Below are 23,901 nucleotides of genomic sequence, written 5' to 3'. Positions count from 1 at the left end.
CGGTCCGCCCCAGCGGCGTTACCGGGATCAACCCACCGGGACCGTACCTACGGCCCCCTGGCCCGTACCGGAGACGCCTTGGCCGCCGTCCGCGAGGCCTTGGCCGGCCACCTCGCCCTGCCGCTGATTCGCGAAGAGCGGGCCGCCGTTGCCGAACGACTCGCGCCGGGGCTCCCGGCGCTCGCGGCGCTCCGGCTGTGCGATGGCGACAGCGTGGTTGTTGTTCTTGTTGTAGATATAAATACGGATAAATATTCGACCGCGGTGCCGGTTTCCGTTCCAGTTCTGGTTCCGGTGGTGCGAGCGGTGGCTGTAATGGGCGTGCCAGCCCCGCACCATGTTCGCGTGGGCGTATGCGGGCGAGCTCGTAAGCGGTGCGCCGGCTGCTGCGGCGATGACAAGTCCAATAGAGGCGCTCGTCTTTTTGAGCACGTCTGCCTCCTAATTGCCGAAATCGGCCTTTTTGGGTGGTCTCGCGGTAGCGAGCGAGGGGCGCCGGAGTCGTCACCCCGGCGCCCGTGATGTACGGGCGGTCTGGCGACTCAGCGGCTCAGTCGGCCGTTCCAAACGAAGAGTCGTGGACGCGGCTGGATCGCAGCGGCGTCCGCCGTCCTAGGTGTCGCGACGCGACTAGTCGTCGTCTCCGCCGCCCAGGCCACCACCGAGGCCGCCGATGCCGAGGCCGTCGTCGCCACGGTCACGGCCCGTGCGGGCAACCGCGATGTTGTTGTTGCGGTTGTTGAGGTGGAGCCTGATGTGGTTCAGGTTCGAGTTCTCGTTTCCGTTCCAGTTGCGGTTGTGGTGCCGCGAGTAGTGCCGGAAGGAGCTGTGGGAGCCGCAGCAGCCGCCGCCCCACGTCGGAACCTGAGCAGACACGGGCGAGCCAGTGAACAGAGCGCCAGCGGCGGCGGCGAGAACCAGCCCGCCAGTGGCACACGTCTTCTTCAGCACGTCGGTCTCCTTTTTTGTCGGAATGGCACGATGGCCCTCACGAACCGGCACTCCCCGAATGTCCAAGAAGGGTGCCGTGCTTTCTAGCATTCCCCGCCCCTTTCTCGGCAAGATAATCACAAGGTAAGATGACAACAAAGAGCAGCGAATTCCTGAAATGAGAGATCTCGGGTCCTATTGCGGGCGCTAGCGTGTAATGACCGATATGGCCAGCATGGGATGAAGGGTCAGACGGTGTCGCGAAATGCGAGTCACGAGATATGCGGATAGAACGGGCGTATCGGCTCCGGTGGTCTGCCTCGGTCCGGGCCTGCTCGGGTGGGAGTCACGCGGCGCGGGGCGGTCGGAGTGTCAGGGGTGCGGCGCCCGCCACCGTGGCGCCGAGAGTCCGGGTCACCTCGACGGCGAGCCCGCGTGATCTTCGCCGAGCCGCCGGTTTCGTCCGTACGGGAGGCGGACGTGGCCTCGGGGGCAGGTATATGTCGAGGTGGCCATCTGTCGGCCGATGTACGGCTTGCGGTGAAAAACGGGGTGTGCGTCGCATCTGTCCTTCGTTGGACAACGTACGACGTGCGGTGACTGGCGTGAGATGTTCAGGGTGAATGCCGACGGGCCCGGTCACCGCCCGCCCCGGCGGGCAGCTCTAAGCGATTTGCCGTAAATGGCCGCTCCGTCCAGCCAGGAAGGCCGGGATGTGAATCGCGGTCCTACGCGGGCAGATGTATGGCTTGCGGTAAATGCCAGTTGCCGCCCGCTTACAGAGGAAAAGGGAGGCCGTACGCGGCGATATGGCGACAAGTGCGAAACGGCTGGGCCGGTGGCGAGCGGCTGGAGGGTTGAGAGGCCGCAGGCGCGCGAGTCTGATGGTCACCAGGCCGCAGGCGCACACACCCGAGCGGCGGTCCGCACGCTGACAGGGCGTCTCACGGTCGTGGCGTGGGTGGTGGTTGGCGTTCGGGCGGAGGCTCCGTGTGCCGGCGGGGTGGCGGTAGGCGTGCGCGCGGAGGTCCGCGCCCTGGTGGGGGTGGCTCAGGGCTGTGGGGTGGGGGTTGGCGTGCGCGCGGAGGTCCGCCCGTTTACCGGGATGGCCGCCACTTCGGGGAGGTGGGCGCGCCTTCAGGCGGAGGCCCGTACGTCTACGGGGCTTCCGGAGTCACGGGTGACGGTCGCCGAGGCGTACGGCGACGGCGGCGGAGGTGCAGGACGCCCGCCCCGCCGGCAAGGGCCGCGCAGGCGATGGCGGTCGCGATGATCCCCCCGTCCGGCGACCAGCCTGTCGTCACCAGCATGATCTCCGCGACCGAACCCGCGAGCACCACCGCCGCCGTGCCCGCCACGATGGCCCGCGCCAGGACGTCCAGCCCCGCCAGCAGTAACGCGACGCACGCCGCCGGTGTGAGCAGTACGAACACCAGCGTCAGCGGTCCCGTCACCGGAGAGTCGACCCGCGCCAGCGTCAGGACGGCTCCCGTCACCCCGGCGGCCACCAGCGTGGCGAACAGCAGGACAACGCGCACGATCACCCTCCCAAGGTCAGGAAGCGTTCCACGATGACGACCGCGAGCACGATCACCAGGAAGCTCGACCACACGGTCAGCGGCTGCAGGCGCCACGTCTCGCCTGGGCGCAGCCGTACGCGCAGCACCTCGCGGGCGACCAGGATCACGATCAGCAGCGGGATGGCGCACAGGCCGATCGGGGTCCACGTCGTGTGGTGCACGCCGAAGTGCGGCGGGCGGGCCGGCGGCGGTGCGACGCCCGCCGGCGGGTTGCGCAGCGTGTAGACGGCCGCGTCGTCGTTCACCACCACCGTACGGAGCTGGGGCGACGCCGCCAGCGCGGCACGCAGGCGGTCGCCGTACGACACGGGCAGGCCGTAGTTGAAGTGGTTGTACGCCTCGTTGCCGCGCGTGGTGACGAAGTAGCCGCCCGGCCGGTCCAGCAGCGCCTGGACGATCTGCGTGACGTCCGACGGGTCGTACGGCGCGCGTACGGCGCTGTAGTCGAAGTGCTCCATGTCCCGCGAGCCCCACGGCATCATCGGGAAGTATCCGGCGTCGTCCTGCGGGTCCGCGATCCAGACCACGTTGATCATGGTGCCCGGCGACTGGTCGAGCATCGCGTCGAACGCGTGCACGTCGCCCGGCCGTACCTGCTCGAAGTTCTCGTTGCCGAACCGTACGAACAGGAAACCGCCCGCGATCAGCAGCCCGCACACCGACGCGGTCAGCACCGCCAGGGTCCGGCGCGGCGCGGTGAACGTCGTCGGGAAGAACAGGTACGCGGCGAGGATGCAGGCGCCCGGGATGACGAAGAGATAGACCCGCAGCGCGATCTCGCCGCCGTAGCTCTGCAGCCCGGCCGCGAGGAACGGCACGACGAGCAGCACCAGCGCCACCCGGTCGTCGATGCGCCGCAGCCTCCGCCGCAGCAGGCCCAGCGCCGCGACCATCATGACGGTGCCGGCGATCAGGATCCGGCCCGTCTGGACCGTGGCGAGACTCTCGCTGCCCTTGCTGACGCGCCCGGCCACGCCGCCGGTGAGGTTCGACAGCAGCGCGCCCAGGCCGGAGAACAGGTCGCCGATGTGCCCGACCCAGTACGCCGTGGTCATGAAGCTGATCCAGCTCGCCACCATGACGCCGAGCAGGATGGGCAGGCCGCGCGCCGTGCAGCGGCGCAGGAGCACGAGCGCGCCGCAGACGAAGAAGATCAGGAACGGGGTGAGCTGGTGGCTCGCGGTCGTGACCGCGAAGACGACGACGAGCACGAACAGCAGGACCGTACGGTCGCCGGCCGACACTGACACCGGTGGTCGTTCTCCGGAGGCGAACGGGCCGCGGACGAACGAGCGCAGCCGCCCGGTCTTCTCCACCCGCGCGATCGGCCGCGCGGCGGGGCGGAACCAGTTGAGCAGGATGCCGATGAAGACGAGGTAGAGCAGGTAGCCGAAGCCCTGGGGGGAGAAGTAGTCCTGGCCCACCCAGTCGGCCGCGGCGAACAGCCACGCGGCCAGCCACTGGGCCCGCCAGTTCGCCCGCATCACCCGCAGGATGAGGTACATCGGCGCGAGGTAGAGCAGCTGGCTCGCCACCGGCGCCCAGTGCAGGATCGGCTCCAGGTCGTGCACGCCGGCCACGCGCGTGACGAACGCGATCAGCGCGAAGAAGCCCGGCCAGCTGAATCGCGCGTCCAGCGCGTAGTCCGCGTGGCCCGTCCGGGTGATGTACTCCACGAAACCGTTGTGCTGCCAGGCCGTCGGCGGCCGGGCGTACGGCTCCAGGGCGGGCGCCAGGCCGTGCAGCGACACGATGATCGCCACGAGCTGGAGCAGCAGGAGCATGCGGTACGGGCGGCGCAGCCACAGCGTGAACATGAAGGCCACGACGAGCAGCGCGCCGCCGACGAACGTGGCGATCGGCAGCACCGATACGAGGCCGAAGCCGTTCATCGCGTCGAGATTCACGTGGCGCAGCGGCAGCCAGTACAGCCCGAGCCCGGTCAGGAACAGCGTCCAGGCGAGCGCCGCGCCCCACGGCCGCCGGGTGGGCTCCGGCTCGCCGGGCTCGTCCCGCATCTTGCTCACGGACGGGCTCGGCGTGACCTGCGGCGCTTCCGGCTCGTCCACCACCGGGGCGGCCGCCACGGGCGAGGTGGCCCGGAGCAGCCCGGGTAGGACGGCAACGGCGATCGCGATCGTGACCGCCAGCACGGCGTACCCGGGCCCGGTGATGTCGGAGCCGTCGCTCAGCGCCAGCACGAGCGCGAGCACGCCCGCGAAGCGCGCGGCCTGCAGCAACGCGATCACGCGCGTACGGCGCTGCACCCGCAGCACCCCGATGTACAGCTCGATCAGTGCCTTGGGCAGCGCGGCGAGGGCGAGCAGCCGCAGCAGCGGCGCGCCGTGGTCGGCGTACCCGGGGCCGAAGAACGACAGCCCCGGCTCGGCGCCGAAGAAGATCACCGCCGTGACCGGTACGAGGATGAGCGCCATGCGGCGCATCGCGGACCGGCAGGCGACGGCCAGGCCGTCGGCGTCGAAGGCGCCCTCGACCGTCAGCGACATCGCCATGTTCACGGCGAGCACGTCGACCGTGGCGCCGAGCACCCAGGCCATGTAGAAGTACGCGTTGTCGCTGGCCGAGAGCGTGGTCGCGACAACGACCGGCACGAGGTTGCACAGCGCGTAGTAGAAGAGCGTGCCGGTGTAGTCGCCGGCGAGGTAGCGGCCGATCTGGCCGCCGGAGGGGATCGGCCGGTCGCTCACGGTCTCCTCGACGTGCCGGGGGATGAGCCGCCGCTGCAGGAGCACCTCGACCGGCAGCAGCAGCGCGACCGCGGCCAGCACCCACGACGCCGTGATGCCGTCGGCCGGCAGCGAGGTCGCGAGCGCGACGAGGAGCACGACCTTCAGGCAGGCGAACAGGGTGTTCTTGCCCAGGACCCAGGTGGCGCGCCGCAGGCCGGTGAGCAGCCCGTCCTGTGCGGTGAACAGGCTCCACGACACGACCGCCAGCACGAAGAAGAGCCCGCGCCCCGGCGTGGCGAGGTGGGAGAACGACGGCCCCCAGAACCGCAGCGTGAGCAGGAACCCGGTGGCGAGCGTGCCCGCCGCGAGCGCGCCGGCGAGGTAGGTGCGCAGCGCGAGCGCGCGGGTGCGCGGGCCCATCTCGGGGATGAACCGCAAGAGGATGAAGTTCAGCGCGGTCAGGCCGCCGAGGAACATCATCGCCTGGTTCTGCGCGGACTGCCGCCCGACCTCGGCGGGGTCGTAGATGCGCGCGGCGAGCAGCCAGTAGCCGAGCCCCAGGGCTCCGGTCAGCCCGCCGTTGATCATCAGCGCGTACGCGTTGCGGAACAGCGGGTTCGACAGCTCGCCCCGGAGCGCCATCATGCGCCTCAGTTTCGCGTCTTCCCGCGATCGCGCAAGGACTCGTGGCCGCGTCACGCGACTCCCCGCAGCCGCCGTGCCGCGTACCGGGACCGGCGTACGACGGCGTAGCCCTTGGTCAGCGCGTGGTCGGTACGGAACCCGCGGCCCTCCAGTGCCCGGCCGAACCCCTCCAGGGAGGTCCCGGCCCGTACGGTCACGCGGGGCACGGCGTACGGGTCATGGCGTTCGGTCATCACCGCGTTGGCCACCGCGCAGGCGGAGGTGTAACCGCAGGCGCGGACCTCGCGGCGCACCCGCGCGCTGGAGTAGCCGTACGGGTAGGCCATCGACCGCACCGGACGGCCGAGCCGCTCCTGGAGCAGCTCCCGGCTGCGGTGCAGCTCCTCGCGCAGGGCCGGGCCGCCGAGCTGGTCGAGCTGGCGGTGGCTGTGGCCGTGCGCGCCGACCTCCACCCCGGTGGAGGTGATCTCCTCGGTCTGCGCCCAGGTGAGCATCCGGCCGGGCGGCGAGCCCGCGGCGTACGGTCCGGCGTCGTCGAGCCAGCCGGTCGTGACGAACACCGTCGCGGCGAAACCGAGGCTCTCCAGCACCGGCAGCGCGTGCGTGTGGAAGTCGGCGTACCCGTCGTCGAAGGTGATCACGACGGGCCGCAGGGCGCGCCGCGTACGGGCGCCGAAGGGCAGCGGGGTGAAACCGCCGTCCTTGAGCCAGGCCATCTGCTCGGCGAACGCCTCGGGGCGGACGGCCAGCCGGCCGGCGCCGCCGATCGAGTGGTACATGAGAACCGGCACCGCGCGCTGCCCGTACGGCAGCGGCGTTCTCTCACCGCTCATCGTGCCTCCTGTTCGGTGCGCCGTTTGCTCACCGCCGGCGGGCGACGCTCGCTTCTGCGGATCGACCCGGCGGCGTAGCCGGCCGTGGTGAACGCCAGCCCCGCGACGATCGAGGCGGCGCGGCCCAGGCCGTACGGATCGCCGGTGACGGCGGCGCGCAGCCCGTACGCGACGCCGCGCGGGAGCGCCACCAGCGCGTGCCGGCGTTCGCTGGCCAGGCCGTCGCCGACCCCGACGCTCTGGGTGACCATCGCCTTGGACAGCCCCTCGGCGTAACAGCGGCTGCGGAAGTAGGAGAACCGGGCCCGCTCGGATGGCACCCGGTGCCAGATCACCGCGCGGTCCTCGAACAGCAGCACGGTCTCGGGCACGGCCTGCCGCAGCCGGATGCAGAACTCCGTCTCCTCGCACCCCAGCGGCCGCCCGCCCGCCGTACGGCCGATGCCGTTGCGGAACCCCCCGGCGAGGTCGAACACCTCGCGCCGGAAGGACGCGTTGCCGCCCATGAGGTTGCGCACCGGCCCCGCGACCATGCCGCGGTAGGTGCAGCCGACCACCCACGCGAACTCGCCGGGGAACCAGCGCGGCGCGGAGGCGTTCCACATCGGCAGCGTGAGGCCGCCGACCCCGGCGACCTCGGGGCGGTCGTAGCGTGCGGCCATCGAGGCCAGCCACTCCGCCTCGGCGATCGCGTCGTCGTCGAGGAAGGCGATGACGTCGCCGGTGGCCGCCGCGACCCCGGCGTTCTTGCCGCCGGACAGGCCGCGGGGCCCGGAGTTGGGGATCACCCTGACGCCCGGCAGCGCCGGACGCAGCCGGCCCAGCAGCGCCGGGTTGTGGTCGACCACGACGACGACCTCGTGCGCGGGCAGGCTCTGGGCGTGTACGGAGCCGACCGCGGCCAGGACGTCGTCCCAGCGGTTCTCGGTGTAGGCGCAGATGACGACGGAGATCTTCACGCGGCGTCCCCGGTGCCCCGGCGAAGGCGCGCGTACGTCTTCAGGACCCGGTCCGCCCGCGCGTACAGGCCGGGGTGAGCGAGCACGGCGCTGCGCGCCCGGCGTACGGGGGCCTCCTTGACCCAGTGCAACCCGGCGGCGGCCGACGCGCGTGCCACCCGGCCCTCGGCGATGGGAAACTCCGCGTTCTTCAGCCAGTCCTTGTACTCACGGCCGCCGCGTCCCATCGCGATCTGCGTGACGCCGGCCCCGGCCGCCGCCTCCGCCATCCGCAGGTGGCCGACCATGCCGGGGGAGTAGCGGGCGAACTCCATGTCGTACGCGGGGAACCAGCCGGCCATCACCGGCCCGGAGCGGAGCCCAAGGTGGGCCGAGACGGGCCGCCCGCCGGCGCGCAGGACGCTCAGCACACCGGTGCCGGTCGCGTGCAGGTGCTCGACGAGCGCGACGATCCACGGCTCAGCGAAGCGGTCGGTACGGCCGGTGCGGCGGTACTGGGCCGACTTCCAGTCCATCAGCCGCCGCAGCTCGGCCGGGTCGTCCTCGCTGAAGGTGTAGGTGAGTTCGCCGGCCTCACGGCCGAGCTTGCGCTCCTTGTAGCGGACCGTCTTGATCGTCTTGGGCGACCGTTCGCGGGCGTGTTCCTCGTACGCGGCGAAGCCCTCGGCCAGGTCCATGACCGGTTCCGCGCGCGTCTCCGCGTGGTAGGGGGCGAAGGCGGCCTGCTCGGCGAGCAGGTGGTCGAACTCCCAGACCGACAGGCTGCAGGCGCGCAGCAGCGCCCGTACGTCGAGGTCGAGACCGGGCGGCGCGATCAGCCCCTGGCAGTCGGTCAGCCCGGCGCCGATGGGCCGGCCGATGCCCATGGCGTGGCGTTCGTACGGGAAGAACCCGGTGATCTCGCGCTCGTCGCTGAGCACCGCGACCCGCGCGCCCGGGCGGAACCGTCCGACCGCGAGGGTGAATTCGGGGGACATGAAGGGGTTGGCGAGTGTCTCGCGTTGGAGGTCGCGCCAGCGGCGCAGCTCGGCGTCGCCCAGCTCGTGGGGACGGATGACGTCGATGTTCATCCTGCCTCCTCGAATCCGGGCTCGTAGCGGGGGAGGACCTGACGCGTGGGCGTACGCCGGTTGCGCATCATGGTGCGCAGGACGCGCAGGCCGTCGCGGCGTGCGTTCAGCTTCGACTCACCGCTCCGGCGGTCGAGCTCGTGGCTGGGCACCTCGGCGACGCGGAGACCGGCGGTGATCGCGTTGACGCACAGCTCGGTCTCGATCTCGAAGCCGTCGGCCGCGAGCCCGAGCCGGTCGACCACCGAGCGGCGCAGGGCGATGTAGCCGTAGCAGAGGTCGGTCCAGCGGACGCCGTACAGCATATTGGCGAGCCGGGTGAGCCAGAGGTTGCCGGCCCGGCGGATGAGGGTCAGGTCGTCCGAGCCGCCGCCGACGCAGTGGCGGGAGCCCTTGACGACGTCGAACCCGCAGCAGATCAACGCGACGAACGCGTCGATCTCCTTGGGGTCCATGCTTCCGTCGGCGTCGATGGAGACGATCACGTCGCTGGTGGCGGCATGGAAGCCGGCGCGCATCGCGGCGCCTTTGCCGATGGGGGGTTGTTCGATGATGACGGCGTCCGGGCGAAGCTTCCGTACCAGGTCGGCGCTGCCATCCTGGGACTCGCCGTCGACAATGATGATCTCGTCCACCCCGGAGAGCCGGGGCAGGAGCCATCGGAGATTCTCGGCCTCGTTGAGCGTTGGGATGACGGCGGAGACCGTCGGCCAGGAAGCGCGGTGGCGTGCGGCGTCAAGGTGATGCAGAACCGCGCCGGATTGCATGCCGTCGGTGAGTTGGACAGAGTCCGGCTCGTGCATTTGGGTGCCCCCGTTTGGCAGATCGATGCTCGGAGAACACCTGGTTCTCCAGCCGAGGCTCGTGCGGGCTGACACCATCGATCGTCGGGTGCGGGGTCGGGAAAACCCTCCCCAGACTGACGCAACCGCCCTACGTCAGCCGGATGGTTCCACTGGGTTATCGTCCCGCTACTGACTGTTATCGTCAGATCGCTGAGCTGCGGGGACGCGGCGGGGTGTGATTTCGGGACGTACGGGTCCGCAGCGGGGCAAAGCGCATGAAGAGGTGCTTGGCGGGCGTACGGCGTCTACCAGGGCGCCGGCGCGGATGACATAAAGATGGTCTCCCAGAAGGGTCACTGCGCGAAGAAGGGAACGAGTGATCCCACGGTGAAGCTTTCCGCGAGCGCGTCGGCGGCGATCTGGTCGTAGGGCGGCATCGACCCTCCGGAGCAGTCGGCGGCGGGCGGCGTCCTGGTCGTCCAGAGCCCGGCGAAGAAGGCGGCGGCGTACTCTGGGCCGTACTCATGGTCGGCGAGCTGCCCGATCAGCCGGCCGTAGTCGTCCGGTCCGGCCTTCCTGAGCCGGTCGGCGAGCGCCTTTCCCCGCGCTTTTCTCCAGGGAACAAAAGATGGGGCGGGCCATGCGTGGGTCGGCGCATGACCCGCCCCGGGCGGGTATCCGAGTCAGCTAGAGGGAGCCGGTGTGTACGGCTCGGAGGGATACCACTGCGAGGTGCGCCGGCGACGACGGGCGAACGCCTGGCGGGACATCGTCGCCACGAGGGGACTTCATCGCCGACGCACCTCCCTTGGATGTGAACACCCCTGACGTTAGGGCCGCCGGAGCCCTTCGAAAGCCTGCTTAAGGTGCGCTTAAGGAGCTGCTAAGCACCCCATAGCCGATCGCGCCTCACAGTCGCCGGGCGCCCGCAACCGGTAGCCAGATCTGGATCTGCGCGCCGCCGAGAGTCGACTGGTCGATGCGTACGTCGCCGCCCACCGCCTTGGCCATGCGGCGGGCGATGTCCAGGCCGAGGCCGGTCGACCCGCCCCCGCTGGCGCCGCGGCGCAGGGCCTCGTCGGAGTCGGTGATCCCCGGGCCGGCGTCGGCGACGAGGATCGCGACGCGGCCGACGCCCTCGTACAGCGTCACCATGAACGCCGTGCCCTCCGGCGTGTGCCGGAACACGTTCCCCAGCAGGGAGTCCAGTACGGCGCTGAGCTCGCCGCGCACGATCGGCACGGCGACCGGCTGCTCCGCGCCGACGAGCGTGCACTCGCGGGCCTGGTCCTCGGCCAGGGCGGACCAGAACTCCATCCGGTCCCGCAGCACCTCCGCCGCGTCGCAGAACGCCCGCTGCTTCGGCTTGCGCGCCGCCCCGATGATCTGGTCGACCTCGTCCTCCAGGCGGCGGACCGCGAGGCGGGTCTGCTCGGCCGCGGGCTCTTCGCCGAGCGCGGCGGCGTTCAGGCGCATCGCGGTGAGCGGGGTGCGCAGCCGGTGGGACAGGTCGGCGATCAGCTCGCGTTCGGCGGCGAGCAGCGCCTCGACCCGGTCCGCCATGGTGTTGAACGCGCGGCCCGCCTCCTGCAGCTCCGGTGGGCCCTCCGGATAGATCCGGGTGCGCAGGTCGCCCGCGCCCAGGACCGTGGCGGCCTTGGCGAGCGTACGCGCGGAGCCGACGACGCGGGCGGCGAGCCGGTCCGCGACCACGACCGATCCGAGGACGAGCGCCGCCGCCACGCCGGTCAGGACGATCCACGCCGACTGGACCCCGCGCGTCAGGTCCTCCTTGGGCAGGTAGACCTCGACCACCGTCGTACGGCCCTGGTCCATCGCGACCGGCTGGAGCAGGACGTAGCCGCCGGGCGCGTCCGCCGAGAACGAGCGGCCGCGGACCATGGCGCTCTGCAGATCTTCCAGGTGCGCGTGCGAGGTCCCGATCGCCGGCCGGCCGGGCAGGTGCACGGCGACGCGGCCCGCCTCCCCGGCCTGCGTGCTCTCCACCGCCCGCTGGATCTTGGCGCGGTTCGTGGAGATGGCCAGCGCGGGCGCCAGCGAGGCCGCCTGGCGCTCCGCGTCGGCCAGCGCACGGTCCCGGGCGATCTCCCGGACCATGAGCGCGAGGGGTACGAGGAAGGCGAGCGCGACCATCGACGTGACGGCCGCGGACACGAGGGCGAGGGACCGTCTCATCCAGGGCTCCTCCGGCCCTCGTACGGGCTTCGCGCCTTGCTCGGGACAGGACTCATTCCGGCGCGACGAGCTTCACGCCGACCCCGCGGACCGTGTGCAGGTACCGCGGCTTGGAGGCGGTCTCACCGAGCTTGCGGCGCAGCCAGGACAGATGCACGTCGATGGTCTGGTCGTCGCCGTAGGACTGGCGCCAGACCTCGGCGAGCAGCTCGCGCCGCGGGACCACGTGCCCGGCGCGGAACGCCAGGTGCGCGAGCAGGTCGAACTCACGGCGGGTGAGGTCGAGCGGCGCGCCGTCCAGCTCCGCCTCGCGCCCCTCCAGGTCCACGCGCAACCCGCCGACCTGGCAGATCTGCGGGGGTGCGGCGGCCTGGCGGGACCGGCGCAGGACCGCGGTGAGCCTGGCCATCAGGTGCTCGGGAGAGAAGGGCTTGACGAGATAGTCGTCGGCGCCCGCGTTGAGCAGCCGTACGACCTCGGTCTCGTCGTCGCGTGCGGTCGCCACGATCACCGGCACGTCGGAGACCGCCCGGAGCATCTTCAGCGCTTCGGACCCGTCGAGATCCGGTAGTCCCAGATCAAGAATGACGACGTCCGGCGCGGCTTGGGAGACCTCACGCAGGGCGTCGAGTGCCGTGCTCGCGCTGCGCACGGTGTGCGAGCGCGAAGAGAGTTCGCGAATCATGGCAGAGCGCACGAATTGGTCGTCTTCTACGACGAGCACATTCGCCATGATCCGTACTCTAAGGGGCACCATGGCATGGATGCGGCGCGTGATGACATATGTGATGGTGTGGTCGGGCGCGACCACGCTTGCGGTGCTGCTCGTCTGGTTCGGCGCGCGGCCCGTGCTCCACAACGCCGTCTTCGGTGATCCCCCTGCTCAGCCGGTCGTGGGAGGCCGGCCCTCGGTCAGCCCGCCGGCCGAGACGAGCGCCCCGCCGAACGTGGACTCCTCGACGGTCGCGACGCCCTCGACGCCCTCGAAGTCCCCGTCGGCCAAGGCCTCGCCGTCGACGCTCGATCACACCTACGTGGTACGCGGCGGCAAGGTCGTACTGGCCATCACGGACACGTCCGCACAACTGGTTTCGGCCGTCCCCAACCCGGGGTACGCCGTACAGACCTGGCATGGCGATCAGTGGCTGCGGGTCGACTTCGCCAACGCGGATCGGACGTCCAGCGTGATCGCGGCATGGAACGGGCACGCGCCCACCGTCCAGTCCACCGAGTGATCCATGAGGTGAGTAACGTCACCCGAATACCGTTCGGTCGACTCCGGTAACCTCCTGGTCATGGACGTTAACGGAGCTGCAGCCATCGTCACCGGCGGCGCGAGCGGTCTCGGTGAGGCCACCGCGCGCGACCTCGCCGCCCAGGGCGCCAAGGTAGTGATCGCCGACCTGAACGAGGAAAAGGGCAAGGCCATCGCCGACGAACTCGGCGGGGTGTTCGTCAAAGTGGACGTCTCCGATGAGACCCAGGTGCAGGCCGCCGTCGACGCGGCCGTCGCCACCGGCGCGCCCGTGCGCGTCGTGGTGAACAGCGCGGGCATCGGCTGGGCGTCGCGGACCGTCGGGCGTGACGGCTCTCCGCACGACCTCGCGTCGTACAGGAAGGTGATCGAGGTCAACCTGATCGGCACCTTCAACGGCATGCGCATCGGCGCGGCGGCGATCGCCAAGACCGAACCGGTGGATGAGTACGGCAGCCGCGGCGTGGTCATCAACACCGCGTCGGTCGCCGCGCTGGAGGGACAGACCGGACAGGTCGCCTACTCCGCCTCCAAGGGCGGCATCGTCGGCATGACCGTGCCCGCCGCGCGCGACCTCGCCGCGATCGGCGTACGCGTCAACACGATCTGCCCCGGCATCATCGACACGCCGATCTACGGCGAGGGCGAGCAGGCCGACGAGTTCAAGAAGAAGCTGGCCGCACCGGTGGTGTTCCCCAAGCGCATGGGGACGGCGGCGGAGTTCGCCCACCTCGTGCGTTCGCTGATCGAGAACGACTATGTCAACGCCGAGACCGTCCGCTTCGACGGCGGCATCCGCTTCCAGCCCAAGTGAGGTCCTGACATGTCGGATGCAGTGCTGACCGAGGTCGAGGACGGCGTCGGCGTCATCACGATCAACCGTCCCGAGGCCAGGAACGCGGTCAACGGCGCGGTCGCGAAGGGCATCGCGGGCGCGCTCGACGAGCTCGACGCGCGCAAGGACGTGTCCGTACTCGTACTGACCGGCGCGGGCGGTACGTTCAGCGCCGGCATGGACCTCAAGGGCTTCCTGACCGGCGACAGCCCGGTCGCGGAGGGCCGCGGTTTCGGCGGCATCACCGAGCGCCCGCCGGCCAAGCCGATCATCGCCGCCATCGAGGGGTACGCCCTGGCGGGCGGCTTCGAGCTCGCCCTCGCGTGCGACCTCATCGTGGCGTCGTCCGAGGCCAAGTTCGGCCTGCCGGAGGTCAAGCGCGGTCTGGTCGCCGGCGCGGGCGGCCTGCTGCGGCTGCCGGAGCGCATCCCGTACCACGCGGCCATGGAGCTGGCGCTGAGCGGCGATCACTACCCGACGTCGCGGCTGGCCGAGCTCGGCCTCGTCAACCAGGTCACCGAGCCGGGCGAGGCCCTCGCGGCGGCGCGCGAGCTGGCCGCCAGGATCGCCGCGAACGCGCCGCTGGCCCTCGCCGCGACCAAGCGGGTCATCGTCGAGTCGGCGGATTGGTCGAGCGAGGAGCGGTTCGCCAAGCAGGGCGAGATCATCAGCCCGGTCTTCGGGTCCAAGGACGCGATGGAGGGCGCCGCGGCGTTCGCCGAGAAGCGCCCTCCGGAGTGGTCCGGAGAGTAGTACGCCGCTTCGAGGGGGCGGCCCGGCGTACGGGCCGCCCTCACGCGTTCGCGGGCACCTTCGGCAGTCGTTTGCGCAGGTCGCGGAGGTAGTGGTCGCGCGGGAACGCTCGTACGCGCAGCGGGAGGCGCGGATACACGAGGCGTACGCCCGCCATCAGCACCCGGAACCGCGCCTGGCGCGCCCGGTCCCACCGCCAGCCGTACTGCTCGCGGATCGGCGCCGGCATCAGCCCCGCCGTGACGAGCCGGATCGCCGCGAGGCCGGGTTCGTTCAGCGGGCCGCCGGGCAGGCGCGGGTGCAACACCTGGTCGGCGATCGCACGGGAGGCGTCGCTGATCCTCAGCGTCGCGATCATGTCGGCGTAGTAGACGCGGAAGTCGTCGTAGGTCGCGGGCATCATGGCGTACGGGCAGCCGAGGATGGTGGCGTAGATCTTCGACTGCTCGTAGTACGCCGCGAGCTCCTCCTCCGACAGGGTGCGGAAGATCAGCTCGTACACCTGCACCGCGGTGGCGAACAGCGTCGCGGCGACCCAGACCTGTAGCTCGGGCTCGCCGGCCGCGTAACCCGGCCCGGTGACGCGGTCGTGCATCTTGCGGACGACGCCGCTGAGCCGCTCGGCCTCGGCGCGCGAGCCGAAGCCGACCACGTACACCCACTGCATCGTGCCCCGCAGCCGGCCGAGCGGGTCCTCGGCGGTGTAGCTGTGGTCGTAGACGCCTTGCGCGATCTTGGGGTGGGCGGTCTGCAGCAGCGACGCCGCGCCGCCCGCCGCGATCAGGAATCCCTCGCGGCCGATCAGGCGCAGGAGGTCGTCGTCGTGGAAGAGCCCGTCTTCGGGGGAGGGGGCTTGCGTCATAGGGGCATTGTAAGTAATCACTTGCACGGCGGCCAGTACCGCGACGGCGAGGAAAACGGGACGACATCGGGGTCGCGGTCCGGGGATAATCGGGTCTATGTCCGGTCCAGTTCGCGTGCGCGGTTCGGTGATCATCCCTGACGCCGAGCTCAGCTGGCGTTTCTCCCGTTCGTCCGGTCCGGGCGGGCAGCATGTCAACACGAGTGACAGCGCGGCGGAGCTGTCCTTCGATCTCGTGCGGTCGGTCGCGCTGCCGCAGGCGTACAAGGAGCGGGCCGTGCAGCGGCTGGCCGGCCGCCTGGTGAACGGCGTGCTGACGATCCGTGCGGAGGAGCACCGGTCGCAGCTGCGCAACCGGGAGGCGGCCAAGGTACGCCTGTCGGCGCTGCTGTCCGAGGCGACCGCGCCCCCGCCGAAGTCCCGCCGCCCGACCAAGCCCAGCCGCCGCGTCCAGGCGCGGCGCCTCGACGGCAAGCGCCGCCGCGGCCAGATCAAACGCGGCCGCTCCGGCCGCTTCGACGACTGAAGAGGCCCCCTCCGCACCGCGGAAAGGGCCTCTCTTCTGCGATCAGTCGGAGTTCGTTACGGCGACTTCGACGCAATTCGAGCCGGTGTCGTTGCTCCGGGCGGACTTACGCCATTCGAGGGTGTCCTCCACGGCTCGCCTTACGCGGACTCGTAGACGGCGACTTCGACGCAAGACGAACCCGTGTCGTTGCTCCGGGCCGACTTGCGCCACGCGAGAGTGGCGTTCACGGTGTCTTCCACAGTTCCTCCGCGATCCTCATGATCATGTCTCGCGACATGTCCTCGGGTAGGGACGCCGAACTGATGGCCTCCCAGGACGCCGTCGCCGTGGCGATGTCCTCGGTACGGGTACTGACGACTCCGCCGAAAGCCGTTTCGGTGTGGGCGACTTGGGCACCGCCTTCCAGAGTAGCTATCGCGAACGGGCCGCGCGCGCCTCGATGCCTGCGTGAGGGTACGACCCGGACGCTGATGTTTTCGGTCTCGCCCATTTTGGCGAGGTGCTGGCATTGTTCGTACATCACGGCGGCACCGCCGATGTTGCGCCGGAGTACGGCCTCGTCGAGCACGCAGTAGAACTCGACCGGGGACGGGTCCTCTCGCGTGAGGATCGCCTGACGCGACAGACGTGCCGCCACGTCCGTCTCGTCGCCCAGCATCACGCGGGCGTACTCCTCGGTCTGGAGTAAGCCGGGGATCAGGGCGACCTCGAACCATCGGATGAGGCCCGCTTTCTGCTCGGCCGGGAGCCAGTCGATGAACCACGACGGGTATGGGGATGCGCCCTTTCTCCAGTCGAGGAGGCGGAACAGTGCGCCGTCGCTGTCGAGCTCCCGATCGGCGGCTTTCGCGAAATCCTCGGTCGCGGGAGCGTGCCCGGTCTCGATCGAGGAAATGAGCGAATCGGAGCAGTAGAGGCGCGCCGCTAAATCGGCCTGAGTGAGCCCGGCCTTTTCTCGGTAGAAGTGCAACTCTCGCCCCCAAATCGCCTGGGGGTGAAGTATTCGCCGTCCATATGACCCATTTGTCGGACTCCAGTCGACTCCAGTGAATGTCCAGCTCAACGGGGCACGAGTCCAGGGATTTGAATCGCGTCCCGTACCCGTACACAGGTTAATCCGAAACCGCGAATCTAGGGAACCCGGCACGAAACCGAGAAGGAGAAGGCGATGCCGAAGAACGAACTGGAAGAGATCCACTCTCTGTGCCGGCGCCTCGTGAAGGCGTGCGGAGAGAAAGGCCTGACATCGGAACAACTGAGCCCGACGCGCGTCCACGCGGGCGTCACGAACGCCGGAATGCTTTCAGAGGTCATTCGGTGCATGCCCGACAAAGCTGAAGTGCTTCACTGGTGGTGGTCGTGGGGCGAGCCGATCTGCCCGGCCGAGGAGATCGACAAGGCCGCGAAAATGATCGCCCACGTCGTGACGCCGCGACACGTCTGATGGTCCCGTACGACCGTCTGCTCACCCCCCGGGAGGTGGCGGCCCTGTTCGGTGTCCGTACGTCCACGCTGGCCCGCTGGGCACGAGAGGGGCGTCTCGGCGCCACCGCGACCCCCGGCGGGCACCGGCGCTACGACCCGGACCACGTCCGCGCGCTCCTCGGCGAGAGGCGCGCCAGGGTGGATACGGACGACCTGCCCGCGCCGCAGGCCGACGCGGTCCGTCTCTACAAGGAGGGGTGGACCATTCGCCGCGTGGCGGCGGAGTTAGGCATGAGCTACGGCGTCACGCGCCGTCTCCTCCGCGAACACGTGACCCTGCGGAACCGAGGCGGATGAACCCTCCGTAAAGGGGTCGGCGATAGCACTCTGATGCTGGCTATAGCTCGTCATGATCGGACATGGCGGCTTCCTGATTGTGTTGCCCCTTTTATGCGCTCCGCTTTGGCGAAATCTCGATGATCCTTTGTTGATCGTCCGAAATGTCGCTGCATCTGTTAGGCGGGAATCGCTAGTGTGTTCGAAGGAGCTGAGGATGAGCGGGGGGTGTGGCCGAGATGGACGTGATGACGAGCATGCCGGCCACGCCGCTGGACGGGCTGCTCGACGGTGGCGTCGTCGACCTGCCGGACCAGCAGCTGATCGAGGCGATGGGGGCGGCTCGTGCCATCGCCTCACGCGCGCAGGCGATCGAGTTGGCGGCGGTGGCCGAGTTGGCCCGGCGCAGGCGCGCCGAAGATGACATGCCGGCGGTCGAGGCGATCTCGCCTGGTGACTACCTGAGGGAAGAGGTCGCCCAGGCACTGACGTTGACGGCGGCGTCGGCTGATGAGCTGGTCCGGTTCGCGACAGACCTCGTTGAGCGGCTGCCCGGCACGTTCTCCGCGCTGGCCGCCGGTGACATCGACTATCTCAAGGCGCGAACGCTCTGGCACTGCACCGGCCAGGTGAGCGACGAGAACGCGACCGAGATCGAGACACGGGTGCTTCCCCGGGCGTCGTGGCAGACCACCGGCGAGATTCGGGCGAAGGTGCGGCGGCTGGTCAAGCGGCTTGATCCGGAGGGGCTCCGGCAGCGGCGCGAGGCGGCTGAGCGGCGGCGCGAGGTGGCCCTGATCGAGACCGACGACGGCACTGCTCAGCTCATCGGCGCTGATCTGCCCGCTGACGCGGCCTCCGCCGCTTACGGCCGGGTGTGCGCGATAGCGGCCGGGCTCAGACACGACGGCGACGACCGGAGCATCGGCCAGGTGCGCGCCGACGTGTTCCTCGCTTTGCTGCGCGGCACATCGACGCTCACCGAGCCGCCCGCCGGCACGACCGTCCCGTTCGCGGCGGAGCGGGTCGGTCGGCGTGATGACGTGGACTGGTCGGACGTCGACGACGCGGCCGCCGACGTCGTCGCCGCGGCCGTGCGTTCGGAGTTCGCGGCCCTGTCCTCGGACGTGCCCGACCGGCATCGTCGGCTCGGCCTGCTCATCGCCCAGGCCGGTCCGCGTGTCACAGAGGCGCTGGCCGCGCTACGGGTTCACTGGTGCCTCCCCGATCACGAGGACTCGCGTCCGGCGGGCTCCGAGTGTGCGGGCCGGGGATACCGCGTACCGGCCGCGATGCGACGTCTGATCGAGTGCCGTGATCGCCGATGCTGCTTCCCCGGCTGCCGGCGGCCCGTACGCCAGTGCGATATCGACCATTCCATACCGTTTCACCGAGGCGGCCGGACCTGTCCGTGTAACCTCACGCTGCTCTGCCGTCGGCACCATCGGCTGAAACAGACAAAAGGCTGGCGGGTCGAACACCTCTGGCCTGGCGTGATCTTGTGGATAGGCCCGACCGGCCACTGGCGTGTCACCGCTCCTGCCGACCGCGAATGATCGTGGCGCCGTCGATGCCGAGGGGGAGACCGGCGATCGCCGTGGCCGTTCACGGTGGGTGCGATCAGCGGTCCTTCTCGCCGGTCCCTGGGGGATGGGCGGGCTGCCCGCGTCGTTGTGGTCGCCACCTCGGCACAGCATCAGGACGAGGGGCCGTGTCCGTGGCCTCGGTGAGCCGGCGAAGTCGGTTGGTGGGTCGGTTGGTGGGTCCGGTTGGTGGGTCCGGCTAGTGGGCCCAGGTGGCGGTGCGTACGGCGCGCAGGGCGTCCTTGCGGGCCTCGCCCTTCAACGTGTCGACGTACAGCCGGCCCTTGAGGTGGCCGCACTCGTGCTGGAGGCAGCGGGCGAAGTAGCCGGTGCCCTCGACCCGTACCGGCTTGCCCGTCATGTCGACCCCCTCCACCACCGCGTGCGCGTGGCGGGGGGTGGGGAACCTCAGGCCCGGCAGCGACAGGCAGCCCTCGTCGTCGTCGAGGAGTTCGCCGTCGGCGGCCACGAGGACCGGGTTGAGGACGTGCCCGACGTGCGGGGTTCCCTCGTCGTCGGCACAGTCGTAGACGAAGGCCTGGAGTGAGACGCCGATCTGGTTCGCCGCGAGCCCGGCGCCGTCGTTGGCGTACATCGAGGCGAACATGTCGTCGATGAGACGCTTCAGGTCGGCGTCGAAGGCCCTGACGGGGTCACACTCGGTGCGCAGCACCGGGTCGCCCATGTAGCGGATCGGGCGCACCGTGCCGGGGCCCTGCTTGCGGCGGTTGTCAGCTCCCACAAGACCAAGACTCTAGAACAGAACGCCCTGGTGGCCGGTCAGGGCCACCAGGGCGATCGCGTGAGTCATTCCGCGGGTTCGCCCGCGGGGGGTGACGGCGGGAACTGGGCGATGGGCGGTCCGTCGTGCTGTCCTGAGGGCGGCATCGGGTGGACCTGGGACTGGGCCGGCTGCTGGTGGGGTACCGGCGGCGCGGCGGGCGGCATGGCGTGCGCCCCCTGGTGCCGGGGCTGCTGCGCCTGCTGCGCCTGCTGAGCCGGCGGCGGGTCGTCGGCGTGCTGCGCCTGTTGTGCCTGCTGCCCCTGCTGCCCTTGCTGCGCGGCCTTCCGCGCCGGCCGCGGTGCGCCGGCGAGGTCGGTCACCATCTGCTCGAGCGGGCCGGCGTTGTCCTCGTTGCGCATCAGCACGGAGAGGGTCTCGCTGATCTCACCGAGCCGCCCCAGCGCCTGCGTGTGCTGCTTGGTCAGCTGGGTGAGCCGCTCGGTGGCGTCCTCGTTGATGGCCGACGCGCGGCGCTCGGCGCTCGTGAGAGTGCGCTCGGCCTCGTTGCGGGTGTCGAGGAGCAGCTTGTCGGCCTCCTGCTTGGCGGTCGACTGGATCCGCTCGGACTCCTGCTTGGCCGCCGAGAGCATGTGGCTCGCGTTCTCCTGGGCCTGGGCGACCGTCCGCTCGGACTTTCCGCGGGCCTCGTCGATGATCCGCTTGGCGTCGCGTTCGGCGTCCTGGCGGATCTGCGCGACCTTCTGATCGGCGTCACCCAGCTTGGACTGAGCCTCTTCCTCGGCCAGGTTGATGATCTGACGAAGGCGTTCACTGAGGTCGTCGCCGGTCGGCCGACGGGCCTCACGGACCTCGGAGATCTCCCGGCGGGTCCGCTCGACCTCGTCGAGCGCACGGGACAGGCGAGCCTCGAGCTCACGGATCTGGTTGCGAGTGCGGGCGATGTATTCGTCAACCTGGCGGCGGTTGTAGCCGCGCATGACGATCTCGAACGTCTCCTCGCGAAGGAGGTTTGGCAGGATCTCGGCTTCGTTGCTCATTGGCCCAAAGGGTTGAAGGTAGGTCTGGATGACTCTCGACGCTGTACCCCTCAAGCGCAAGGGGAATGCAGCGTCCAGTAAGAATTAGTGACTCTCCGCAGTCGCGACCTGAGAGGCCGCACACGATATATACCGCTTAAGGGCTGTTCTAGGTGGAAGAACGGAGCCATCGGCAGAGAACGTTTCTGCCAACGTGATCTCCCGGGTTGCCACGCGCGGTCGTCTTCGTCACCGTACGTCCCGTCCCTTCTAGACTCAGGCACCGTGACTGACTACTTCCGAGGTGTACTGGGCGAGCACGAGCCGAAGATCCATCCGGACGCGTGGGTGGCGCCCGGCGCCGTCGTCGTCGGACGGGTGACTCTCGGGCGTGCCGCCAATGTCTGGTACGGCTGCGTGCTCCGCGGCGAGGACGAGGAGATCGTCGTCGGCGAGGAGTGCAACATCCAGGATCTGTCGTGTCTGCACTCCGACCCCGGCGAGCCCGCGGTGCTGGAGGACCGGGTGAGCCTCGGGCACAAGGCGATGGTCCACGGCGCGTACATCGAGACCGGGTCGCTCATCGGCATCGGCGCGATCGTGCTCGGCGGCGCGCGGATCGGGGCCGGGTCGCTGGTCGCCGCCGGCGCGCTCGTACCCCCGGGGAAGACCATCCCGTCCGGCGTCCTCGTCGCGGGCGTGCCGGGCAAGGTCGTACGCGAACTCGGCGACGACGACCGTGCCGTCCTCGCCTACACACCCGAGGCGTACGTGGAGAAGAGCCGTCAGCACCGCGAGGTCCGCTGGACCTGAGGATTTCTCGTAATCGCCTAAGTGCTGGTGATCCGTTTACCATTGCCTGGTGGTCTGGGGGCAGGCATATGGGGATGTTCCCTCGTCCGCCGTACACGATCCGTTCTCGGTGGCCGAGCGTGACACGCGTGCCATGGTGTCGGCCGGATGGTGGCCGGGCACGCCACCACAGCAGCGACAGAACCTCGTCGCCGGCCGGATGCTCGCCCTGCCCGACGGCAGCTGGTGGCTGTTCGGAGCGTGGGGGCGCTGGTACCGCTGGACCCCCGCGGACGGCCAGTGGCACCTCTGCCCGCCGCCGCGCCTCGCCATCACGCGCATGTCCGCGCGCCCGCTCCAGCAGGGCATGCCCGTGCCACCGGTCCCGCCGCACGTGGTGCCGACCGGCCCCGACCTCGCGTACGAGCCGCCGCCGGCGCTCGCCTTCGTCGACGCCGGCATCCGCCCGGAGGTCACCGCCCGCGTACGCGCGACCGTGGAGTCCGCCGCCGCGCTGCCCACGCCGGACTACCCCCACTGGTGGGGTCTGTTCTCCTCCACCGCGCCGAGCACCATAGCCGTGACCTGGGGCGTCATGCTGTGGTGCGCGATGTCCCCGGTCTTCGACTCACGGCTCGACACCCAGTTGCTCGACCTCTGGTCCCCGTACCGCTCCCGGCCCCTCCCGGACATCGACGGCCCTCGCTGGCTGACGCCGCCGCCGCTGGAGTCGCTGATCGGCCTCTACACCGAGCGCCTGAGAGCGGGCCGCGTCGACTCCGCCGTCGTCGTACTCCGCACGATGTGGGCGATGGCCGGCGCCCTGCGCGAGGACGTACGCTTCCAGCCGCGCGCCGACGCGCTGACCTCCATGCTCGGCGCGACCCTGCAGAACCCCACGGTCGACTACGGCGCGCTGGCGTACGGGGACCAGGCGGTCGTGCAGCAGTGGCTGACCCGCTGCCCGCCGGCGTTGGCGCCCGCGCTGCGCGTCGAGGCCTCCGCCGGAGAACACTTCCGCAACGTCTACTACGACCTGGCCGCGGCGGTCACGCCCATCGCCGGCGACCCGTCCTCACGCGGCTACGTCGAACCCCGGCTGATCGCCGCCGCGCTGCTGGCCGCCGACCTCGCGGTCGTACGGCAGGACGTGTCGAGCCAGGTCGTCGGCTGGCTGGACCCGCAGGTCAGCGGCGCGATGCGGGCGATGCTGATCCAGAGCGACCATCCGCTGCGCCCGTTCTGGCCGGAAAATGACCGAATGCCCCGCGCCCTGCGCGAGCGCATGGACGCGGCCGGCCCGACCGTGCGCAACACGCTCCTGGCCACGATGTACGAGGCCGACCTGGCCTGGTGCCGGCTGGGCGGCGGCATCCCGGCACGGCCACGGGGCTTCCCGTCGTCGGTCGCTGTTCTGGCGGAGATCATCGGCCCGAGCCGCGCGACGTCCGCGGCCGTCGCCGAGCCCGCCTCCCAGGCACCGGGGATAGCGCCGCTGGCGCAGCAGTATCCGTCGAACCCGGGCCGTACGCCGGGTGTGCCTCAGGCTCAGGAACCACCGACCGGCCCGCCCGGCCAGGCGCCGGCCTGGGCGCCTGCCGGCGGCAAGCCGCCGTCCACTGAGGCGTGGGACGGGGCGGCGCCGTGGCCGGCTGGGGGTGGTGCGGCTTCGGTGCCGCCGTCGCCGTCGCCGTCGCCGGCTCGTCCGCCGTCGACCGAGGCGTGGGACGGGGCGCAGCCGTGGCCGGACCTGGGCGGTCAGGCGCCCCCACCGGTTCACCCGCCGTCGACGCAGGCGTGGGACGGCTCCCAGCCATGGCCGAGCACAGGCGAACGCGAGTCCCCGAGACCCCCGCCGTCCGCGGAGGCGTGGTCGGGTACAGCTGAGCCGCCCGCGATGCGGGCTCGGTCGGGCGCGGAGGGCCTCGGCCCGAGCCAACCGTCCCCGCCGTCGACGGAGGCGTGGTCGGGTACAGCTGAGCCGCCCGCGATGCGGGCTCGGTCGGGCGCGGAGGGCCTCGGCCCGAGCCAACCGTCCCCGCCGTCGACGGAGGCGTGGTCGGGTACAGCTGAGCCGCCCGC

At 70.4% G+C, this 23,901-nt stretch carries 24 protein-coding genes; 9 read left to right on the top strand and 15 right to left on the bottom strand.

Annotated features, from left to right (window positions below):
- Positions 1-27: 27 nt before the first annotated feature.
- The 10 genes from QWU11_RS41960 to QWU11_RS41915 form a co-directional block, all read right to left on the bottom strand.
- On the bottom strand, positions 28-432 hold the full coding sequence (locus tag QWU11_RS41960; RefSeq protein WP_290120159.1) for a hypothetical protein: 405 nt from the start codon (positions 430-432) through the stop codon (positions 28-30).
- Positions 433-630: 198 nt separating this feature from the next.
- Entirely contained in the window at positions 631-951 is a 321-nt protein-coding gene (locus QWU11_RS41955; RefSeq protein ID WP_290120158.1) for a hypothetical protein, read from the bottom strand.
- 1,136 nt (positions 952-2,087) lie between these two features.
- On the bottom strand, positions 2,088-2,474 hold the full coding sequence (locus QWU11_RS41950) for a hypothetical protein (RefSeq protein WP_290120157.1): 387 nt from the start codon (positions 2,472-2,474) through the stop codon (positions 2,088-2,090).
- Entirely contained in the window at positions 2,471-5,845 is a 3,375-nt protein-coding gene (locus QWU11_RS41945) for a hypothetical protein (protein WP_290120156.1), read from the bottom strand. The genes QWU11_RS41950 and QWU11_RS41945 overlap by 4 nt, the downstream gene beginning before the upstream one ends.
- A 50-nt stretch (positions 5,846-5,895) precedes the next feature.
- Positions 5,896-6,678 carry a polysaccharide deacetylase family protein gene (locus QWU11_RS41940; RefSeq protein WP_290120155.1) on the bottom strand — a complete coding sequence of 261 codons (783 nt, stop codon included), beginning with the start codon at positions 6,676-6,678 and terminating at the stop codon, positions 5,896-5,898.
- Positions 6,675-7,637, bottom strand: a complete 963-nt coding sequence (locus QWU11_RS41935) for a glycosyltransferase family 2 protein (protein ID WP_290120154.1) — start codon at positions 7,635-7,637, stop codon at positions 6,675-6,677. Before QWU11_RS41935 ends, QWU11_RS41940 begins: the two co-directional genes overlap by 4 nt.
- A complete protein-coding gene (locus tag QWU11_RS41930; protein ID WP_290120153.1) occupies positions 7,634-8,707 on the bottom strand; it encodes a GNAT family N-acetyltransferase in 1,074 nt (357 codons plus the stop codon). Before QWU11_RS41930 ends, QWU11_RS41935 begins: the two co-directional genes overlap by 4 nt.
- Complete coding sequence (locus QWU11_RS41925) at positions 8,704-9,474, bottom strand: glycosyltransferase family 2 protein (RefSeq protein WP_290120184.1); 771 nt, start codon at positions 9,472-9,474, stop codon at positions 8,704-8,706. Before QWU11_RS41925 ends, QWU11_RS41930 begins: the two co-directional genes overlap by 4 nt.
- A gap of 927 nt (positions 9,475-10,401) precedes the next feature.
- A complete protein-coding gene (locus QWU11_RS41920; RefSeq protein WP_290120152.1) occupies positions 10,402-11,688 on the bottom strand; it encodes a HAMP domain-containing sensor histidine kinase in 1,287 nt (428 codons plus the stop codon).
- A gap of 52 nt (positions 11,689-11,740) precedes the next feature.
- Positions 11,741-12,421 (bottom strand): response regulator transcription factor, encoded by a 681-nt coding sequence (locus QWU11_RS41915; protein WP_290120151.1) that lies wholly within the window; start codon positions 12,419-12,421, stop codon positions 11,741-11,743.
- Positions 12,422-12,452: 31 nt separating this feature from the next.
- Between QWU11_RS41915 and QWU11_RS41910 the strand changes: the two genes are divergently transcribed.
- Genes QWU11_RS41910 through QWU11_RS41900 form a run of 3 tightly spaced genes read left to right on the top strand, consistent with a single transcriptional unit; the run spans position 12,453 to position 14,531 of the window.
- Positions 12,453-12,923, top strand: a complete 471-nt coding sequence (locus tag QWU11_RS41910) for a hypothetical protein (RefSeq protein ID WP_290120150.1) — start codon at positions 12,453-12,455, stop codon at positions 12,921-12,923.
- A 60-nt stretch (positions 12,924-12,983) separates the two neighbouring features.
- Positions 12,984-13,757, top strand: a complete 774-nt coding sequence (locus QWU11_RS41905) for an SDR family NAD(P)-dependent oxidoreductase (RefSeq protein ID WP_290120149.1) — start codon at positions 12,984-12,986, stop codon at positions 13,755-13,757.
- 9 nt (positions 13,758-13,766) lie between these two features.
- Entirely contained in the window at positions 13,767-14,531 is a 765-nt protein-coding gene (locus tag QWU11_RS41900; RefSeq protein ID WP_290120148.1) for a crotonase/enoyl-CoA hydratase family protein, read from the top strand.
- A gap of 40 nt (positions 14,532-14,571) precedes the next feature.
- Here QWU11_RS41900 and QWU11_RS41895 read toward each other — a convergent pair whose 3' ends face one another.
- A complete protein-coding gene (locus QWU11_RS41895) occupies positions 14,572-15,393 on the bottom strand; it encodes an oxygenase MpaB family protein (protein WP_290120147.1) in 822 nt (273 codons plus the stop codon).
- 97 nt (positions 15,394-15,490) lie between these two features.
- Between QWU11_RS41895 and arfB the strand changes: the two genes are divergently transcribed.
- Positions 15,491-15,919 carry an alternative ribosome rescue aminoacyl-tRNA hydrolase ArfB gene (arfB, locus tag QWU11_RS41890; RefSeq protein WP_290120146.1) on the top strand — a complete coding sequence of 143 codons (429 nt, stop codon included), beginning with the start codon at positions 15,491-15,493 and terminating at the stop codon, positions 15,917-15,919.
- A gap of 42 nt (positions 15,920-15,961) precedes the next feature.
- Here arfB and QWU11_RS47565 read toward each other — a convergent pair whose 3' ends face one another.
- Entirely contained in the window at positions 15,962-16,051 is a 90-nt protein-coding gene (locus QWU11_RS47565) for a DUF397 domain-containing protein (RefSeq protein WP_354670947.1), read from the bottom strand.
- A gap of 94 nt (positions 16,052-16,145) precedes the next feature.
- Positions 16,146-16,892: a helix-turn-helix transcriptional regulator gene (locus tag QWU11_RS41885; protein ID WP_290120145.1), complete on the bottom strand. Its 747-nt coding sequence runs from the start codon at positions 16,890-16,892 to the stop codon at positions 16,146-16,148.
- Positions 16,893-17,090: 198 nt separating this feature from the next.
- On the opposite strand from QWU11_RS41885, the gene QWU11_RS41880 reads away from it, so the two are divergent.
- The 3 genes from QWU11_RS41880 (at position 17,091) to QWU11_RS41870 (ending at position 19,239) form a co-directional block, all read left to right on the top strand.
- Positions 17,091-17,366, top strand: a complete 276-nt coding sequence (locus tag QWU11_RS41880) for a hypothetical protein (protein ID WP_290120144.1) — start codon at positions 17,091-17,093, stop codon at positions 17,364-17,366.
- Positions 17,366-17,704, top strand: a complete 339-nt coding sequence (locus QWU11_RS47560) for a helix-turn-helix domain-containing protein (RefSeq protein ID WP_354670946.1) — start codon at positions 17,366-17,368, stop codon at positions 17,702-17,704. Before QWU11_RS41880 ends, QWU11_RS47560 begins: the two co-directional genes overlap by 1 nt.
- 218 nt (positions 17,705-17,922) lie before the next feature.
- Positions 17,923-19,239: an HNH endonuclease signature motif containing protein gene (locus QWU11_RS41870; protein WP_290120183.1), complete on the top strand. Its 1,317-nt coding sequence runs from the start codon at positions 17,923-17,925 to the stop codon at positions 19,237-19,239.
- A 226-nt stretch (positions 19,240-19,465) separates the two neighbouring features.
- Here the strand turns inward: QWU11_RS41870 and def are convergent, their stop codons facing one another.
- Both def and QWU11_RS41860 read right to left on the bottom strand, forming a co-directional pair.
- Positions 19,466-20,008 carry a peptide deformylase gene (gene def / locus QWU11_RS41865; RefSeq protein WP_290120143.1) on the bottom strand — a complete coding sequence of 181 codons (543 nt, stop codon included), beginning with the start codon at positions 20,006-20,008 and terminating at the stop codon, positions 19,466-19,468.
- A 65-nt stretch (positions 20,009-20,073) separates the two neighbouring features.
- The gene (locus QWU11_RS41860) at positions 20,074-21,048 is read right to left on the bottom strand and encodes a DivIVA domain-containing protein (protein WP_290120142.1); all 975 of its coding nucleotides are present in this window, start codon (positions 21,046-21,048) and stop codon (positions 20,074-20,076) included.
- A gap of 264 nt (positions 21,049-21,312) precedes the next feature.
- Here QWU11_RS41860 and QWU11_RS41855 point away from each other — a divergent pair, with 264 nt between their 5' ends.
- Together QWU11_RS41855 and QWU11_RS41850 are read left to right on the top strand one after the other, a co-directional pair.
- Positions 21,313-21,840 carry a gamma carbonic anhydrase family protein gene (locus QWU11_RS41855; RefSeq protein WP_290120141.1) on the top strand — a complete coding sequence of 176 codons (528 nt, stop codon included), beginning with the start codon at positions 21,313-21,315 and terminating at the stop codon, positions 21,838-21,840.
- Positions 21,841-21,949: 109 nt separating this feature from the next.
- The coding region (locus QWU11_RS41850) for a hypothetical protein (RefSeq protein ID WP_290120140.1) at positions 21,950-23,901 on the top strand (1,952 nt) is incomplete at its 3' end.

It is taken from the genome of Actinomadura sp. DC4 (assembly GCF_030406325.1).
Taxonomy (GTDB): domain Bacteria; phylum Actinomycetota; class Actinomycetes; order Streptosporangiales; family Streptosporangiaceae; genus Actinoallomurus.
The sequence above is the reverse complement of the archived record's forward strand: the minus strand, read 5'-3'. Positions and strand labels throughout refer to the sequence as shown.